The organism is Streptomyces sp. NPDC101194 (genome assembly GCF_044767885.1).
Classification (GTDB): domain Bacteria; phylum Actinomycetota; class Actinomycetes; order Streptomycetales; family Streptomycetaceae; genus Streptomyces.
In genome coordinates this window covers 591257-607626 of the sequence record NZ_JBIWOS010000005.1, presented here as the reverse complement: position 1 = coordinate 607626, position 16370 = coordinate 591257, and the positions used below count along the sequence as shown (strand labels likewise).

Annotated in this window: 13 protein-coding genes; 12 read left to right on the top strand and 1 reads right to left on the bottom strand. The window is 72.0% G+C overall.

What is annotated here, in order from left to right; all coding sequences use genetic code 11:
* Positions 1–668: 668 nt before the first annotated feature.
* Positions 669–1235 (bottom strand): DUF4291 domain-containing protein, encoded by a 567-nt coding sequence (locus ACIRP2_RS22380; RefSeq protein ID WP_404252829.1) that lies wholly within the window; start codon positions 1233–1235, stop codon positions 669–671.
* Positions 1236–1447: 212 nt separating this feature from the next.
* Between ACIRP2_RS22380 and ACIRP2_RS22375 the strand changes: the two genes are divergently transcribed.
* From ACIRP2_RS22375 to ACIRP2_RS22320, 12 genes are all read left to right on the top strand, one after another.
* Positions 1448–3058 carry an ABC transporter substrate-binding protein gene (locus tag ACIRP2_RS22375; protein WP_404252827.1) on the top strand — a complete coding sequence of 537 codons (1611 nt, stop codon included), beginning with the start codon at positions 1448–1450 and terminating at the stop codon, positions 3056–3058.
* Positions 3058–4044 (top strand): ABC transporter permease, encoded by a 987-nt coding sequence (locus ACIRP2_RS22370; RefSeq protein WP_404252825.1) that lies wholly within the window; start codon positions 3058–3060, stop codon positions 4042–4044. Before ACIRP2_RS22375 ends, ACIRP2_RS22370 begins: the two co-directional genes overlap by 1 nt.
* Before the next feature lie 2 nt (positions 4045–4046).
* Positions 4047–5963 carry a dipeptide/oligopeptide/nickel ABC transporter permease/ATP-binding protein gene (locus ACIRP2_RS22365; RefSeq protein ID WP_404252823.1) on the top strand — a complete coding sequence of 639 codons (1917 nt, stop codon included), beginning with the start codon at positions 4047–4049 and terminating at the stop codon, positions 5961–5963.
* Positions 5960–6799 carry an ABC transporter ATP-binding protein gene (locus ACIRP2_RS22360; protein WP_404252821.1) on the top strand — a complete coding sequence of 280 codons (840 nt, stop codon included), beginning with the start codon at positions 5960–5962 and terminating at the stop codon, positions 6797–6799. Before ACIRP2_RS22365 ends, ACIRP2_RS22360 begins: the two co-directional genes overlap by 4 nt.
* Positions 6796–8736: a prolyl oligopeptidase family serine peptidase gene (locus ACIRP2_RS22355; protein WP_404252819.1), complete on the top strand. Its 1941-nt coding sequence runs from the start codon at positions 6796–6798 to the stop codon at positions 8734–8736. The genes ACIRP2_RS22360 and ACIRP2_RS22355 overlap by 4 nt, the downstream gene beginning before the upstream one ends.
* Before the next feature lie 58 nt (positions 8737–8794).
* Positions 8795–10165: a serine hydrolase domain-containing protein gene (locus ACIRP2_RS22350; protein WP_404252817.1), complete on the top strand. Its 1371-nt coding sequence runs from the start codon at positions 8795–8797 to the stop codon at positions 10163–10165.
* A 1-nt stretch (position 10166) separates the two neighbouring features.
* Entirely contained in the window at positions 10167–11306 is a 1140-nt protein-coding gene (locus ACIRP2_RS22345; protein ID WP_404252815.1) for a M20 family metallopeptidase, read from the top strand.
* On the top strand, positions 11303–12160 hold the full coding sequence (locus ACIRP2_RS22340) for a GNAT family N-acetyltransferase (protein WP_404252813.1): 858 nt from the start codon (positions 11303–11305) through the stop codon (positions 12158–12160). The genes ACIRP2_RS22345 and ACIRP2_RS22340 overlap by 4 nt, the downstream gene beginning before the upstream one ends.
* Positions 12157–13263: an o-succinylbenzoate synthase gene (menC, locus tag ACIRP2_RS22335; protein WP_404252811.1), complete on the top strand. Its 1107-nt coding sequence runs from the start codon at positions 12157–12159 to the stop codon at positions 13261–13263. The genes ACIRP2_RS22340 and menC overlap by 4 nt, the downstream gene beginning before the upstream one ends.
* Positions 13260–14174, top strand: coding sequence for a serine hydrolase (locus ACIRP2_RS22330; RefSeq protein ID WP_404252809.1), 915 nt, complete (start codon positions 13260–13262; stop codon positions 14172–14174). The genes menC and ACIRP2_RS22330 overlap by 4 nt, the downstream gene beginning before the upstream one ends.
* 2 nt (positions 14175–14176) lie before the next feature.
* Positions 14177–15775: a PucR family transcriptional regulator gene (locus tag ACIRP2_RS22325; RefSeq protein WP_404252807.1), complete on the top strand. Its 1599-nt coding sequence runs from the start codon at positions 14177–14179 to the stop codon at positions 15773–15775.
* A gap of 147 nt (positions 15776–15922) precedes the next feature.
* Entirely contained in the window at positions 15923–16369 is a 447-nt protein-coding gene (locus ACIRP2_RS22320; RefSeq protein WP_404252805.1) for a nitroreductase family deazaflavin-dependent oxidoreductase, read from the top strand.
* Position 16370 lies beyond the last annotated feature (1 nt).

The window sequence follows — 16370 nt, the reverse complement described above, 5'->3', positions numbered from 1 at the left end:
CAGGGACTCGTCACGGGTCTTGACGGACGAATTGTCGGACGAAGGTTCGACTCGATCGGGGAGGCTTGGGGGTGCTGGTGAAGAGGGCGTGATGTGGCGTTCGATTCACCCGTCAGGTGGTCCGGCACCTGATCGAGGGATTGCGTTGCTGTGGCGAACCCGCCGCACGAACCCCTCACCCGGGCCCGCTTCGTGGCTCGTGCCCGCTGCGCGCCTCGTTGCCCCGGACGACGCCGTGGAACCTCACGCGGTAGACGCCGGGGGGCGGTCCATGGTGCTTGCGAAGGCATACGATCCGTGGCGGCACGCCGCCGTGGAACAAGCGGATGAGGCCGACGGTCACGGTGATGGGACGGAGCGGCGCGGCCTGGGGCGGCGGACATCGTGGACCGGGGACAGCAGCCGAGTGCGGTGACGCCCTGGGAGCAGGAGACGTGGCGGGAGGAGGCACTCGGATGGGCGGAGTGCGGGCCGGCCGCCCACGGGCCGGGCGGGACCGGGCAGCGACGGGTGAGGCTTCTGCGGCGGTCCGTGCCGTCGGTGCTCCGCGCGTCAAGCTGCGAGGCAAACGGAGTGACGTGGCGTCAAGCGCCGTTCTCCCGATGGGTGCGCCGAACGGTACGGACCGCCGCCACCGCGGCCCGTTCGGGACGGCCGGGAGGCGGCGTTCACACGTCGACGAGGAGATTTTGCGCGGTGGCCGACGGCACCGGGTAGATCCGCTCGGGCGGAAGCAACCGCTGGGCCTGTGCGATCCGGCCGCTCTGCTTGAGTGTCGCGATCCTGCGGACCTGTGGCGTCATGTCGGTGAGCTCGACGACCCAGTCGTCCGCGAAGGTGCGGATCAGCCCGCGTCCGACCCCGACCTGGATGCTGTAGTGATTGAGCGCGGCTCCCCGCAGCGAGCGCTCGGGATCCCACTGGACATGGACGGGGGCTCGGGCGACGACTGCCGGGTCGGTCGTCGTCAGCACGGCCCGGGACAGCGCCTCCTCCCAGCCGGAACGGGTGAGACGTACCGCGAGCACGCGTTCCTGCCCGGGCTTCCGTGCCCAGTTGCTGCGGTGCATGAGCCACAGGAACGACGGTTTGATCCAGGTCATCCGGTTGAACGAGAACGGCGGCACGAACCGGTTCGCCCGCAGGGACGGTCCGGCGACGGCGGATGAGTACGCCTGGTACACCACGATCGTCCGTTCGTCGTAGTGGGCACGTATCTGGTGCTGGGTGGACATGCCCCACAGGCTTCCAGCCACCCGATTCGACCGCGATCGGTTTTCGCTCCGCCCGACCGGACCGTTCATGCCCCCGCACCCTCGTGTCCGTCTTCGTCGCGGAGCACCGTCGGCAGGGCGGTTTTTCGTGCGGCGCGACCACTCGGGGCCGATGGGCGGCTGCCTAATGTTCCCTCACTCGGCGGCGGCGTGCCGCTCCCTCGGAGGTGACCATGGCCAGCACCGCAGGCACGGAGACGAGATTCGGCACGAGGCGAGGGGTCCGGTCCGCGGCCGCGGCGGTCACGGCGCTCGGCCTGGTCACCACCGCGGCCGCGTGCGGTGGCGGCTCGTCCACCGCAGGTGGTGGCGGGACGACGGTGGTGCTCGCCGTCGCCGCAGATCCGGGCACCCTCAGTCCCACCACGGCGCTGGCCAGCACCGCACTGTCGATGAACTCCTTCGCCTACGACACGCTCGTGCACATCGAGGCCGACGGCTCGCTGGTTCCCGGGGTGGCCGAGAAGTGGTCCGCCACGTCGACCTCCGCGAAGTTCACCATCCGGTCTGGGGTGACCTGCGAGGACGGAGCGCCGCTCACCGCCGACGACGTGGCGGCCGAGTACAACCACATCGCCGATCCGAAGAACCAGTCCCCGATGCTCGGGCTCTCCGTCCCCGTCACCGCCGTGGCGAAGGCCGACAGGGCGAGCCGGACCGTCACCGTCACCACGACGAAACCCGCGCCGTTCATCGTGCAGATGTCCCGGCTGCTGCCGCTGCTCTGCAAGAAGAGCCTCGCGGCGCCGGCCGCGCTGGCCAAGGCCACCGACGCGAGCGGACCGTACCGGCTGACCGAAGCGGTCCCCGGCGACCACTACACGTACGTCAAGCGGGACGGATACGCCTGGGGGCCCAACGGATCCACCGGCGCGGGACTCCCCGGCAGGCTGGTGTTCAAGGTGGTCGCCAACGAGTCGACCGCCGCCAACCTCCTGATGGCCGGGCAGATCAACGGGGCCCTGATCAACGGCGCCGACCAGGACCGGCTGGACGCGGCCAAGGTGCACCGCGAGACCACCCAGGCGCTCTTCGGGCAGTTTCTGTTCAACCAGGCGGCCGGTCATCCGGGCGCCGATCCGGCGGTACGCAAGGCCCTGGTCTCCGTACTGGACCTGAAGCAGCTCGGGAACGTCGCCACCGGCGGGAAGGGCAGGCCCGCCACCGGCATCGGCGAGACCGCCCCCACCCCCTGCACCGGCGACACGGTGACCGGGAACCTTCCCGCCCACGACACGGAGCGGGCCGCCGCCGCGCTCACCGCCGCGGGCTGGGCGAAGAGCGACGGCACCTGGACCAAGGACGGCAAACCGCTCGCCGTCGGGCTCAGCTACCCGACCAACCAGGGCCCGCAGGTCGCCTCCGCGATCGAACTGGCCGTCCAGCAGTGGACGTCCTTCGGAGTGAAGGCATCGGCGAGGCCCACCGGTTCCTCCAGCATCCTCAGCACGCTCACCGGCGGCGACTGGGATGTCGCCTGGGCCCCCATCGGTGTCGTCCTACCGGACCAGCTGACCCAGTTCTACGACGGTCCGCCACCGCCCAGGGGCAACAACTTCGGCTCCATCGCCAACGCCGACTACCGGCGGCTCGCCGCACAGGCCTCGGCGAAGCCCGGCGTCTCGGGCTGCGCCCTGTGGAACGCCGCCGACGCCGCCCTGGTCAAGAACGTCGACATCGTGCCGATCGTCAACAGGCCGCTCCGGTACTACGGAAAGGGCATCACCTTCGAGGTGGACGGCTCCGGCATCGTCCCCAGCACCCTGCGGCGGAGTGCCGGCTGATGGCGACGATCACCCTCGGCTCCCTCGGCGCGACCGCCCGCAGCCCCTGGGCCGGATTCGTCCTGCGCCGAACCTGGCGACTCGTGGTGTCGCTGGCCGCGCTGGTCACCGCCGCGTTCGCGATGATCCATCTGATCCCCGGCGACCCGGTGCGGTCGGCGCTCGGCACCACCGCCGACCCGGCACTGATCGCGGCCCGCAGACACTCGCTCGGCCTGGACCAGCCGCTGCCCGAGCAGTACGGGGACTTCGTCGGCCATCTCCTCCAGGGCAGGCTCGGCGACTCGATCGGCGCCCAGATGCCCGTCTCCGAGATCATCTCCAGCAGGCTCCCGGCGACCCTGCAGATCGCCGTCCCCGCGTTCGTGCTGATCCTGCTGCTCGCCATCCCGGTCGGGATGACCGCCGCGGTGCTGACCAAGGACGGCCGCAGGCGCCGCGGCGAGCTGGCCTTCACCGGCGTCACCGGCTTCCTGGGCGCGGTGCCCGAGTTCCTGCTGGCGGTCGGCCTGGTCGCGGCGTTCGCCGTGGCATGGCCGGTCTTCCCGGTGGCCTCGCGCGGCGGGCTGGACTCCTACGTACTGCCGGTGCTCGCGCTCACCGTCGTCCCGGCGGCCGCACTGTCGCGCATCGTCCGGGTGGAGGCCCTGCGAGTGCTGGGCGAGGACTACATGCGCACTGCGCGGGCGAAGCGGCTTCCGGCCCGGCTGCGGTATCTGCGGCACGCGCTGCCGAATCTGCTGACGTCCTCGCTCACCCTGGGCGGCCTGCTGTTCAGTTCGCTGCTCGCCGGCACCGTACTGGTCGAGAACGTCTTCGCCTGGCCCGGACTCGGCACGACGATCGTCCAGGCGATCACCGAGAAGGACTATCCGCTGGTCCAGGGCGTCGTGCTGGTCTACGGGGCGGCCGCGCTGCTCATCACCTTCGCCGTCGACGTGGCCGTGGCCGTGGCCGACCCCCAGTCCACCGTCCGCGGGAGTTGACGATGCCACACCAGGACCAAGACACCTCACTGCGGCACCGGCTGGGGCGCACGCTCCGGTCGCCCATAGGCATCACCGCGCTGACCGGCTGCCTGTTGGTGGCGCTGGTCGCCGTGTTCGGGCCGGTCGTGCTCGGTGACCGGGCCGCGCGGGTCGACACCGACGCCATCAACCAGGGAAGCAGCGCCGCGCATCTGCTGGGCACGGACCAACTCGGCCGTGACATCGCCGCCCGTGTGGTGGTGGCGACCCGGCTGACCCTGCGACTCACCTTGCTGGCCGCCGTGGTCGGAGTCGGTGGCGGGCTGCTGCTCGGTGTCGCACCGGCGGTGGTGGGCCGACGCCTCGGCCGGCTGATCACCGCGACCGTGGGCGTACTGGTGGCCTTTCCGGGTCTGCTGTTCCTGCTCTTCCTCGCCACGATCTTCGGGGTGGGAAGCACCGGCGCGGTGTTCGCCGTGGGACTGGCCATGGTCCCGCCCATGGCGCGGCTGGTGCAGAACCTGACGGCCTCGGTGGCGGGTTCGGACTACGTCGCCGCCGCGCGGACCCTCGGTGTGGGCCGGTTCCGGCTGGTGGTACGTCATCTGCTCCCCAACATCGCCGAGCCGTCGGTGCTGTTCGCCGCCCAGGCGACCGGTGGCATCCTGGTCGCCTTCTCCGGCCTCTCGTTCCTCGGCCTGGGCGTACAGCCCCCCGAGTACGACTGGGGGCGGCTGCTCAACGAGCAGCTGAACCGGATCTACGTGAACCCGGCGGCGGCCCTGGCACCCGGCGCGGCCGTCGTCCTGACGGGGCTGGTGTTCGGGCTGCTCGGTGAGGCGCTCGCCCAGGCCGGCGGCCGACGGACGCCGCGGACACCGGTCCCGGCGCCGGGACAGCGGGCCGCGGCACCGGTCGGCACGGACCCCGACCACGACGACGCGCCACTGGTCCGGGCGCGCGACCTGCGCGTGACCTTTCCCGGCGGGCGACAAGCCGTACGCGGGATCTCCCTGGACATCGGCGCCGGAGAGGCCGTCGGCCTGGTCGGGGAATCGGGGTCCGGCAAGAGCCTGAGCGCCCTGGCCCTGGCGGATCTGGTCCCGCACCCGGGACGGGTCGACGCGGGCACGCTCCGTTTCGACGGCCACGATGTGCGCGCGGACCCGCGCCTGGGCACCGAGCTGGCCATGGTCTTCCAGGACCCGATGGCGTCGCTCAACCCCGCCCTGCGCGTGGGACGCCAGCTCGCCGAGGTGGCCGAGGTGCACCTCGGAGCGTCCCGGGCGCAGGCCATGGCACGCGCCACCGACCGGCTCGGCGCAGTCCGTATCCCCTCGCCGGAGCGGCGCGCTCGGCAGCGGCCGCACGAGTACTCCGGCGGGATGCGACAGCGGGCCGTCATCGCGATGGGCCTGATGGGCGAGCCGAAACTCGTCATCGCCGACGAGCCGACCACGGCACTCGACGTGGCCGTCCAGCAACAGGTGCTCGACCTGCTCGCCGAGGTGCGCGAGGAGTCCGGCGCCGCATTGCTGCTGATCTCCCACGACCTCGCCGTCGTCGCCCAGGTCTGCGAACGCGTCCTGGTGATGTACGGAGGCCTGGTCGTCGAGGATCTTCCCGTCGCCGGACTGATCCGCGGCGCAGCCCACCCGTACACCCGGGCGCTGGTGGGGGCCGTCCCGACCATGGCCACGGATCCCGGCACGGAACTGGCGACCATCCCCGGCCGCCCGCCCGAACCGGGGGAGGCGGGGCCGGGCTGTCCCTTCGCACCGCGCTGCGAACGCGCCCGAGACCGCTGCCACGACGAGGTCCCCGACCTCACCCCGTCCGGACCCGGCCACAGGGTCGCCTGCTGGTACCCGGTGGACGCGGTGGCGGTCGGCACGCCCGCTCGGACCACCTCGAACGGAGTGGAGGCAACGCCGTGAGCTCACTCGAACTGCGCGGAATCACCGTGCGCTACGGTCGCTTCACCGCGGTGGAGAACGTCGACCTGCTGGTGCCGGAGGGAACGGTCACCGGACTCGTGGGCGGCTCGGGGTCGGGTAAATCGACCCTCGGGAAGGCCGTCGTCGGGCTTGCCCCGACGCACTCGGGGCGGGTACTGGTCGCCGGGCGCGACGCCGGGCGACAGCGCGGGCGCAGCCCGGTGCAGCTGGTGTTCCAGAATCCGTATGCCTCGCTCGACCCGCGCATGACGATCGGGGCCTCGGTCGCCGAAGCGTCGGCGTCGCATCGCGGAGCCGACCCGGGCGGAGCCCTCGCCCGCACGGCACCGGCCCCGTGGTCCGGCCGGCGCGAAAGGACCGTCCGCAGGGCATCGGCCCGTGAACGCCGCGCGGCACGCGACGCGGAAGTGACCCACTACCTGGAGCTCGTCGGCATCGACCCCGCGCGGGCGACGCTCACCCCGGACGCGCTCTCGGGCGGGCAGCGCCAACGGGTGGCCCTGGCCAGGGCTCTGGCGGCCCGACCCGCCGTGCTGATCGCGGACGAGATCACCTCGGCCCTGGACGTGTCGGTCCAGGGCGCGGTGCTCAATCTGCTGCGTCGACTCCAGCGCGAGCTGGGCTTCGCGATGGTCTTCATCTCCCACAACCTCGCGGTCGTCCGCTACTTGTCCGACCAGGTCGCCGTGATGGACGGCGGACGCCTCGTCGAGTGCGGCCCCACCGACCGGGTGCTGGAGCGCCCGGAGCACCCGACGACCCGGAACCTGATCTCCTGTGTACCGACTCTCGCCCTCGCCGAGGAGGCGTCATGACCCGACCGCTGAAGATCGACGACTTGTACCGGTTCGAGATCCCCGGTGATCCCACGCTGTCTCCCGACGGGGAACGTGTCGCCTACACCCTGGCCACCCAGGACGCCGAGAACGACCGCGTGGTCCGTTCCGTGTGGGAGGTGCGCGCCGGGGGAGGCCCGGCCCGGCGGCTCACCCACGGCCCCGCGGACACCACGCCGCGCTGGTCCCCGGACGGGGCGCGGCTGGCGTTCCTGCGCGAGGGGCAGCTCCATCTGCTCTCCGCCGACGGCGGAGAGGCCGTACCGCTCACCACGCCCGCCCGGTGCCCGGCGGGAGCGGGCACACCGGTCTGGAGCCCGGACGGGTCGCGGATCGCCTTCTCGGCCCGCGCGACCCGACGCGAGGCGACCGCACCCGTGGTCATCGACGCCCTCGGCTGGAAGGCGGACGGGGCCGGGATGATCGGATCGGTCCGGACACAACTGTTCGTGGTGGAGGTGGAGTCGGGCGAGGTCGGGCAGCTCACGCACGGCGACCGGCACGTCGGCACGCCCACCTGGTCGCCCGACGGCACACAGCTCGCCTACCCGGCGCAGAGCGGCCCGGACGCGGCCGTGCTCGGGACCTCGGCCGCCCATGTCGTAGAGGTCGGGGACGACACGCCCGAGCCCCGCCGGATCGGCCCGGCCGAGGGACTGGCCGGGCCGGTGAGCTGGTTCCCCGACGGATCCGCTCTGCTCGTCGTCGGCCGGACCACGTTCGGCGTCGGCCATCAGGAGCTGCTGCGCCAGCCCCTGGACGGATCGGCGCCGGTGTCGGTCGGTTCCGCCCTGGACCGCAATGTCCTGCCCGGCGGGCCGGGCTATCCGGGCGCGCTGCCGCAGTTCCACGGCGACGCCATCGTGTTCTGTGCCCGCGACCGGGGCGCCACCCGCCTGTACCGGGTGGACGCGGCAGGGATCAGCGCCTCTCCGCTGCCCGTCGGCACCGGGGTCAGCGGCTGCTCGGTCGCCACGAAGGCCGGGCGGGCGGCGGTGGTGGTCTCCGACGCGTCGAGCTTCGCCGAGATCGAACTGCTCGACCTGGACGGCTGGACGTCCGGGGAACCGGGCGGGCCGTCGGCCGGAGCGCGGTCCGTACGACTGACCGACCACATGACCCGGTCGCTGCCCGAGATCGCCCTCCACCCGGTCACCGAACGCGAGTTCACCATCGCGGACGGCACCGTGGTGCACGGCATGATCACCCGGGCCGCGCAGACGCCCGCGGGCGGGCCGCTGCTGGTCGACGTGCACGGCGGCCCGCACAACGCCTGGGCACCGCACTCCGACCCCGCCCACCTCTACCACCAGGAGCTGGCCTCGCTGGGCTGGACCGTCCTGACGCTGAACGTCCGTGCCAGCGACGGCTACGGCGAGGCGTTCTACACGGCCGCCGTGGGCGCCTGGGGCGAGACGGACGAGCAGGACGTCCTGCAACCGGTCGCCACCCTCGTCGCCGAGGGGCTCGTCGACCCGGAACGGATCGCGCTCACCGGCTACAGCTACGGCGGTTATTTGAGCTGCTGGCTCTCCGCCCGCAGCGACGTCTTCGCCGCCGTCGTCCCGGGCGGCATCCTGGTCGACCTGAGGAGCATGGCCGGCACCTCCGAGGAAGGACACCTGATCGCCGACTTCGAGATCGGCGATCCGGAACGGCTGACGGAGCTCTCGCCGATCAGCCACGCGCACGCGGTCCGCGCGCCCACCCTGATCCTGCACGGCGGCGCGGACGACACCTGCCCGGTCGGTCAGGCCGAGCAGTGGTTCCACGCGCTGCGCACCCGGGACGTGCCGGTCCGGCTGGTCGTGTACCCCGGCAGCTCGCACCTCTTCCTCCTGGACGGCCGCCCCTCGCACCGGGAGGACTACTCCCGCCGGCTGATCGAGTGGGTCACCACGCACACCGACCGCTGAAGCCGCCGAGCACCCCGAACCCCCGAAGTCGCTGAACCAAACGGAATGGGAGCCGAACATGACCGACACCACCGACCTGTCAGCCCGATGGGCCGCCCGCCTCACCGAACTGACCGCCCGTCACCTCGTTCCCGGCGCCAGTCTCGGCATCCTGCACCGCGGCGAACTGATCGCCGAGACCGCCGTCGGACTGGCCAACACCGACGCCGGGATCGGGGCGACCACCGACACCCTGTTCCAGATCGGCTCGATCTCCAAGGTGTGGACCACCACCGTGGCGATGGCCCTGGTCGACGAGGGCCTGCTCGAACTGGACGCACCCCTCGTCTCCGTACTTCCCGAACTGCGGCTGGCCAACGAGGAGCTGACCAATGATGTGACGCTCCGTCACCTCCTCGATCACACCAGCGGGATCGACGGCGACCTGTTCACCGACACCGGCCGGGGCGACGACTGCCTGGAGAAGTACGTCGCGCAGCTCGGCGATGCCATGCCCAACCACCCGCTCGGCGCCACCATGTCGTACTGCAACGCGGGCTTCACGCTCCTCGGCCGGGTCCTGGAAGTCGTCACGGGCGTCCAGTGGGACGAGCTGATGCGCGAGCGCCTGTTCCGTCCGCTGGGCCTGACGCACACCGTGACCCTGCCGGAGGAGGCGCTGCGCTTCCGGGCCGCCATCGGACACCTGGGGGACCCGCCGGTGCAGGCCGCGCAGTGGGGATTGATGCGTTCGGCCGGACCGGCCGGACTGATCTGTTCGACGCCGCGCGAGGTACTGAAGTTCGCCCGGCTGCACCTCGACAACGGCGTCACCGAGGACGGCACCAAGATTCTCTCGGCCGAGAGCGCCACCGCCATGCAGACACCGCAGGTCGAACTCCCCGACCCGTACATCCTGGGCAACGCCTGGGGGCTGGGTTGGTTTCTGGACAACTGGGACGGGCAGCGGGTGTACGGGCACGACGGCGGCACGATCGGACAGAGCGCGTTCCTGCGGGTGCTGCCCGAGGCCGATCTGGCGATCTGCCTGCTCACCAATGGCGGCGACACCGCGAGCCTCTACCGGGACGTGTTCGCGGAGATCGTCCAGGAGCTGGCCGGGGTGACGATGCGCGGCACGATCCGGCCGGCGACGGATCCGGTGGCGGTGGACCCCGCCGACCACGTCGGCGTCTACCGGCGGCTCTCCAGCAGGGTGGAGATCGTGGAGCGGGACGGCGGCCTGGTGATGCTCGACCGGATCACGGGACCGCTCGCCGAACTCATCTCCGACACGGAACAGGAGTACGAGCTGCACCCGGTCGAGCCGGGGGTGTTCGTGGTGCGGCGACCGGGCCTGAAGGTCTGGGTCCCGGTCGTCTTCTACACACTCGCCGACGGCACGCCCTACCTCCACCACGGTGGCCGCGCGACCCCCAAGGCGGGCTGACGTGAGCGCAATCGCCACCGCCCTGGAGGCGGGGCTGCCGGGCCTGCTGGCCGACATCGAGGCACTGGTCCGTACCGAGTCGCCCAGTGAGGACCTGGCCGCCGTCACCGACTGCGCCCGGGTCGTCGCCGGGCTCGGGACCCGGCTGACCGGCGCGGCGCCCGAGTGGCTGGACGGCTCGGGTCGGCCCGCTCTGCGTTGGCGCTTCGGCTCCGGCGACCGGGTGCTGCTGCTCGGCCACTTCGACACGGTGTGGCCGGTGGGCTCCTTGGCCGGCCACCCCTTCGAAGTGGCCGGGGGCCGGCTGACCGGACCCGGCTGCTTCGACATGAAGGCCGGCGTGGCGCAACTGTTCCACGCGCTGTCGGTGCTCGACGACCTGGACGGGGTGTCGGTCCTGCTCACCGGTGACGAGGAGATCGGATCCCCGACCTCGCGCGATCTGATCGAGGCCGAGGCCCGTCGCACCCGGGCCGTACTCGTCCTGGAGGCGAGCGAGGGCGGCGCACTGAAGACCGCGCGCAAGGGCGTGTCCGGCTACGAACTGAACATCGCCGGACGCGCGGCGCACGCCGGTCTCGAACCCCACCGCGGCGTCAACACGACCGTCGAACTGGCCCATCAGGTACTGGCGTTGTCCGCGCTCGCCGACCCGGCCACCGGCACCACGGTGACGCCGACCGTGGCCTCCTCGGGCACCACCCGCAACACAGTGCCCGACGGTGCCCGGCTGCTGGTCGACGTACGGGTGGAGACCGCCGCCGAGCAGGAGCGGGTGGACCGTGCCGTGCGGGACCTCCCCCCGGTGCTCGCGGGCGCCTCGCTCACGTTGTCCGGCGGTCCGGACCGTCCGCCGCTGCAGCAGAGCGCCTCGGCGGAACTGTTCGAACTGGCCCGAAGGCGCTACCGGGAGCTGGGCTTCGGCCCCCTGCGCGGGGTGGCGGTCGGCGGCGGCTCCGACGGCAACATCACCGCCGGTGCGGGCACGCCCACCCTCGACGGCCTCGGAGCCGTGGGCGGCGGGGCACACGCGGACGACGAGCATGTGGTCGTCGCCGAACTGCCCCGCCGCGCGGCACTGGTCGCCCACCTGGTGGCCTCGCTCGTGCACGAGCCGCCGACGGGCGGGGTGAGATCGTGAACGGCACGGAGGCCGCCGCCGCGGCCGTCGCCGCGGAACTCGCGGCGCATCGGGCCGGCGTCACCGTCACGGAGCTGCACGGACTGGACGAGATGCGGACGGCCTGCCAGGTGCTGGACCGGGTCTGGCGGCCCGACCCCGGCAATCCGCTGATCACCCCGGAGCTGCTGCGGGTCTTCGCCCACTCCGGCAGCTATGTCGTCGGTGTCCACCAGGACGGCCGGATGGTCGGATTCTGCCTGGGCTTCCTGGCCACCGCCGGGCTGCACTCGCACATCGCCGGAGTGGACGACAGCGCCCGGGGCCGCAACATCGGCCACGCCGTCAAACTGCATCAGCGGGCCTGGGCCCTGAGCCGCGGCATCACCGCGGTCACCTGGACCTTCGACCCGCTGATCAGCCGCAACGCCTATTTCAACCTGGCCAAACTGGGGGCGGTGCCGAGCGAGTACCTGGCCGACTTCTACGGCGCGATGCAGGACGAGGTCAATGCGGGAACGGAGACGGACCGTCTGATGGTCCTCTGGGAACTGACCGGCGAACACGCCGTCGGATCCGCCGCGGGCACCCCCCGCCGTGTCACGGTCGACACCGCGGGTGAACACGCGGTGGTCGGCCTGGACGCCAAACCCGACGGCGGCCCCGCCGTCGGGCGCCGGGACGGCGACACCGTCCTGGTCCGGATCCCCGCCGAGATCGAGACGATGCGCCGCACCGACCCACCCCTGGCCCGCGCATGGCGATACGCGCTGCGCGAGGTGCTCGGCGGACTGATGGCCGAGGGGCACACCGTCGCGGGATTCACCCGGGACGGCTGGTACGTGATCGACAAACGTCAGGAGAAGCAGGCATGAAGCTCGTCGGTGTGGAACTGCGCCGGATCGCGATGCCGCTGGTCGCACCCTTCCGGACCTCGTTCGCCACCCTGACCACCCGGGAGATCCTGTTGATCAGGGTCGAGACCGAGCACCACGAGGGCTACGGCGAATGCGTCACCATGGCCGATCCGCTGTACTCCTCGGAGTACACCGAGGCCGCCGCGGATGTGCTGCGCAGGTATCTCGTGCCCGCGCTCGCCGCCCTTCCGGCGCTCGATCCCTGGGCGGTCGCCCCGGCACTGGCCGCGTTCAAGGGGCACCGGATGGCCAAGGCCGCGCTGGAGACCGCGGTGCTGGACGCCTGGCTGCGCGCCCACGAACTGTCGATGGGGCAATGGCTCGGGGCAACGGCCGAACGGGTGCCGGCCGGGGTGTCGGTCGGGATCATGGATTCGATCCCCGCGTTGCTCGACGCCGTCGACGGCTATCTGGCCGAGGGCTATCTGCGGATCAAGCTGAAGATCGAACCCGGCTGGGACGTGGAACCGGTGCGCGCGGTCCGGGAGCGCTTCGGCGACGACGTACTGCTCCAGGTGGACGCCAACACCGCGTACACCCTCGCCGACGCCGCACAACTGGCCCGGCTCGACCCGTACGGGCTGCTGCTGATCGAACAGCCCCTGGACGAGGAGGACGTCCGGGGCCACGCGGCACTGGCCGAGCGGGTGAGCACCCCGATCTGCCTGGACGAGTCCATCGTCTCGGCCCGCTCGGCGGCCGACGCGATCGCGATGGGTGCCTGCTCGGTCGTCAACATCAAACCGGGGCGGGTCGGCGGCTATCTGGAGGCCCGGCGGATCCACGACGTGTGCGCCGCGCACGGTGTCCCCGTCTGGTGCGGCGGAATGCTGGAGACCGGCCTCGGCCGGGCCGCCAACGTCGCCCTCGCCGCGCTGCCCGGCTTCACCCTGCCCGGTGACACCTCTGCCTCCGACCGGTACTACCGGACCGACATCACCGAACCGTTCGTGCTGAAGGACGGCCACCTCGACGTGCCCCGCGCGCCCGGCCTCGGACTCTCACCGGTCCCCGGGCAACTGGACGAAGTGACGGAAACCGCCGAATGGATCAGCCGATGACCACCACCCGGTCCGACACCGTCGAGGCACGGATCCGGACGGCCTTCGACGAAGCCGGTGTCGAGGGATTCCTCTTCGCCCGGGACATCGACGGCGAACGGACGATCGCCGTCGCGGCGGACGAACCGGTCTGCCTCGCCTCCGTCTTCAAGATCCCGGTCGCTCTCGCCTATGCCCGTGAGGCGGCGGCGGGACGGCTGGAGCGGACCGAGCGCCACGAGGTGGATCCGAAGTACCGCGACGGCGGCATCGGCACCTCGGGCTGCGCCGACCCGGTCGGCATGAGCCTGCGGGACCTGGTCCACATGATGATGACGATGAGCGACAACGCCGCCACCGATGTCGTGCTGGACCGGGTCGGACTCGACACGGTGAACGCGATGCTCGCCGAACTGGGGCGGAGACGGACCCACTTGGTCGGAGGCTGTCTGGAGCTGACCGGCTCGCTCTTCGCCGATCTCGGTGTGACCACCGAGATCGAGGCGCACGCGAGGATGGCGGCACTGATCGCGCAGGAGCCGGAGAAGCTCATGGAACTGGCGGTGTGCGTTCCCCGGCGTACCACCCGGGGCACGGCCCGTGACATCGCCGAACTGCTCGCTCTCGTCTGGCGTGACGAGGCCGGTCCGGCCGAGGCGTGCGCCGAGGTGCGGGCCGTGATGTCGCAGCAGATCTGGCCGCACCGGCTGTCGTCGGGTTTCGACGACGGATTCCGCGTCGCCGGCAAGACCGGCACGCTGCCTGGCTGGCGCAACGAGGCAGGGGTCGTCGAGGCCCCCGGCGGCGGGCGCTGGGCGGTGGCCGTCTTCACCCGGTCCGACATCCCCGACTTCCGCAACCCCCGGGCGGACCGGGTGATCGGGCAGGTGGCCGCGCTCGCCGTGGACGAACTCCGATCAACTACCGTGTGACGATGACGGAGCAGCCACGAGCCGTGCTCGGCCGTATCCTGAGCGATCTGGGTTCGACGTTGATCGAGGTGGTGGCCGGAGAGGCCGACCCGGCCCGCACCGTCAGCGGAGTGCTCATCCAGGACCCGCTGGACGAACCCGCCAGGCTGCCCGGCGCGGTGGTGCTCGGCGTCGGGGTGTACGGCGCCGAGCCGGTCGCCGCCCTGGTCGACCGGGCGGCCGGGCTCGGCGCGGTGGCCGTGGTGGTCCGGTCACCGGTCCCGGTGGAAGGGCCCGTTTCCGAGGCGGCCGCGCGCACGGGCCTGACGGTTCTCGGGTTGACGCCCGGCGCATCCTGGGCCCAGGTGGCCGCGCTGCTGCGCTCGTTGCTCGCCGCCGACGAACTCGGCACGGTCGGTGGCCCCGACGAGGCCGACGGCGCCGAGCCGCTCGCCGGTGACCTGTTCGCGCTGGCCAACGCGACGGCCGGGCTGCTCGACGGCCCGGTCACCGTGGAGGACCGCGGGGGACGGGTGCTCGCCTTCTCCAGCAGGCAGGACGAGGGCGACGACGCCAGGATCGCCACCATCCTCGACCGCCAGGTGCCCGCCGAGAAGCTGCGTGCCCTGGAGCAACTCGGCGCGTTCCAGGCCATCTACCGCAAGGAGGAACCCGTCTATGTGGCCGGCATCTCCGACAAGCCCAGGGTCGCCATCGCCGTCCGCGCGGGCGGCGAGATCCTCGGATCGATCTGGGTCGTGGTCGACGGACCGCTGAGCGAGGACCGCACGCAGGCCCTGCACGAGGCCGCGAAGGTGGCCGCACTGCATCTGCTGCGCCACCGCACGGGCGAGGACGTCGAACGGCGGTTGCGCGCGGACCTGCTCGCCACGGTCCTGGAGGGCGGGCCCCACGCTCCGCAGGCCGCCGTGCGGCTGGGCCTGTCCGCCCAGCCCGCCTGCGTACTGGCACTCGCGGTGACCGGTGAGCCATCGGCGCCCGACCGGGTGGCCGCGGGCCACCGCGTCGCCGAGGCCCTCGCCCTGCATCTGGCCGCGATCCATCCCCGGACGGCCGCGGCCTCACTGGGGGGCGTCACCTACGCGGTCCTGCCCACGAGTTCGGACGAGCACGCGCTACGGGTGGCCGATGCGTTCCTCGGCCGCGTGGGCGACCGGGTCCCCGCCGTCATCGGCATAGGCCGACTCGCCGCCCGCCCGGCCGAGCTGCGCCGCTCCCGCGCCGACGCGGACCGGGCATTGCGGGTCCTGGGGTCCGGCCGCTCCCCGCGGCGGTCCGCACGACTGTCGGACGTCTACGCCGCCTCGCTGCTGGAGGAGCTGACGGACCGGATCGCCGCCGAGGACGACCTTCCCGACGGCCCGGTCGTCCGGCTGCGCGCCTACGACGCCCAGCACCACACCGCCCTCACGGACACCCTGGAGGCCTGGCTGAGCACCTTCGGCGATGTGGCCGCCGCCGCTGCCGCCGTCCACATCCACCCCAACACGTTCCGGTACCGGCTCAAGAGGCTGGCCGTGGTGGCGGGCATCGACCTCGACGATCCGGAGGCCAGGTTCGAAGCGATGCTGCAGCTGCGGCTGAGCCCGACGCACCCTTGAACCCGCCACGGCCCTCGTCATGACACGCGGTTGCGCGCCTGTCCCGGGCGGGCGCGATGATGAAAGAGTTCTCGGAACGACGGGACACACCGGGATCCGCGTGTCCGCGTACGAGCACCACCGAATGCCGACGATGGGACAGATGCCATGCCTCTCAAGGGCGAGTACGAGCCGAGCCCCGCGCAGTGGGTCCGTGATCAGGTCGAGTTGTTCGAGGGTTCCGGTGGTACCGAGGGGACCACGTTGCGAGGCCTGCCGGTGATCATCCTGACCACCCGCGGGGCCAGGAGCGGCAAGATCCGCAAGACCCCGCTCATGCGGGTCGAGCACGACGGCACGTACGCCGTGGTCGCCTCGCAGGGGGGCGCTCCCAAGCACCCCGTCTGGTACCACAACCTCGTCGCCGACCCCCGGGTGGAGTTGCAGGACGGCCCCGTCCGGCAGGACATGAACGCCCGTGAGGTCACCGGCGAGGAGAAGGCGGTGTGGTGGCAGCGCGCCGTCGACGCGTTCCCCGACTATGCCGACTACCAGCTCAAGACCGACCGGCAGATTCCGGTATTCGTGCTGGAACCGGCGGCCGAGCAGCACTGAC

Coding starts and splice junctions, on each gene's coding strand:
- ACIRP2_RS22380 (WP_404252829.1), bottom strand. CDS start 1,235: ATGTCCACCCAGCACCAGATACGTGCCCACTACGACGAACGGACGATC.
- ACIRP2_RS22375 (WP_404252827.1), top strand. CDS start 1,448: ATGGCCAGCACCGCAGGCACGGAGACGAGATTCGGCACGAGGCGAGGG.
- ACIRP2_RS22370 (WP_404252825.1), top strand. CDS start 3,058: ATGGCGACGATCACCCTCGGCTCCCTCGGCGCGACCGCCCGCAGCCCC.
- ACIRP2_RS22365 (WP_404252823.1), top strand. CDS start 4,047: ATGCCACACCAGGACCAAGACACCTCACTGCGGCACCGGCTGGGGCGC.
- ACIRP2_RS22355 (WP_404252819.1), top strand. CDS start 6,796: ATGACCCGACCGCTGAAGATCGACGACTTGTACCGGTTCGAGATCCCC.
- ACIRP2_RS22350 (WP_404252817.1), top strand. CDS start 8,795: ATGACCGACACCACCGACCTGTCAGCCCGATGGGCCGCCCGCCTCACC.
- menC (WP_404252811.1), top strand. CDS start 12,157: ATGAAGCTCGTCGGTGTGGAACTGCGCCGGATCGCGATGCCGCTGGTC.
- ACIRP2_RS22330 (WP_404252809.1), top strand. CDS start 13,260: ATGACCACCACCCGGTCCGACACCGTCGAGGCACGGATCCGGACGGCC.
- ACIRP2_RS22325 (WP_404252807.1), top strand. CDS start 14,177: ATGACGGAGCAGCCACGAGCCGTGCTCGGCCGTATCCTGAGCGATCTG.
- ACIRP2_RS22320 (WP_404252805.1), top strand. CDS start 15,923: ATGCCTCTCAAGGGCGAGTACGAGCCGAGCCCCGCGCAGTGGGTCCGT.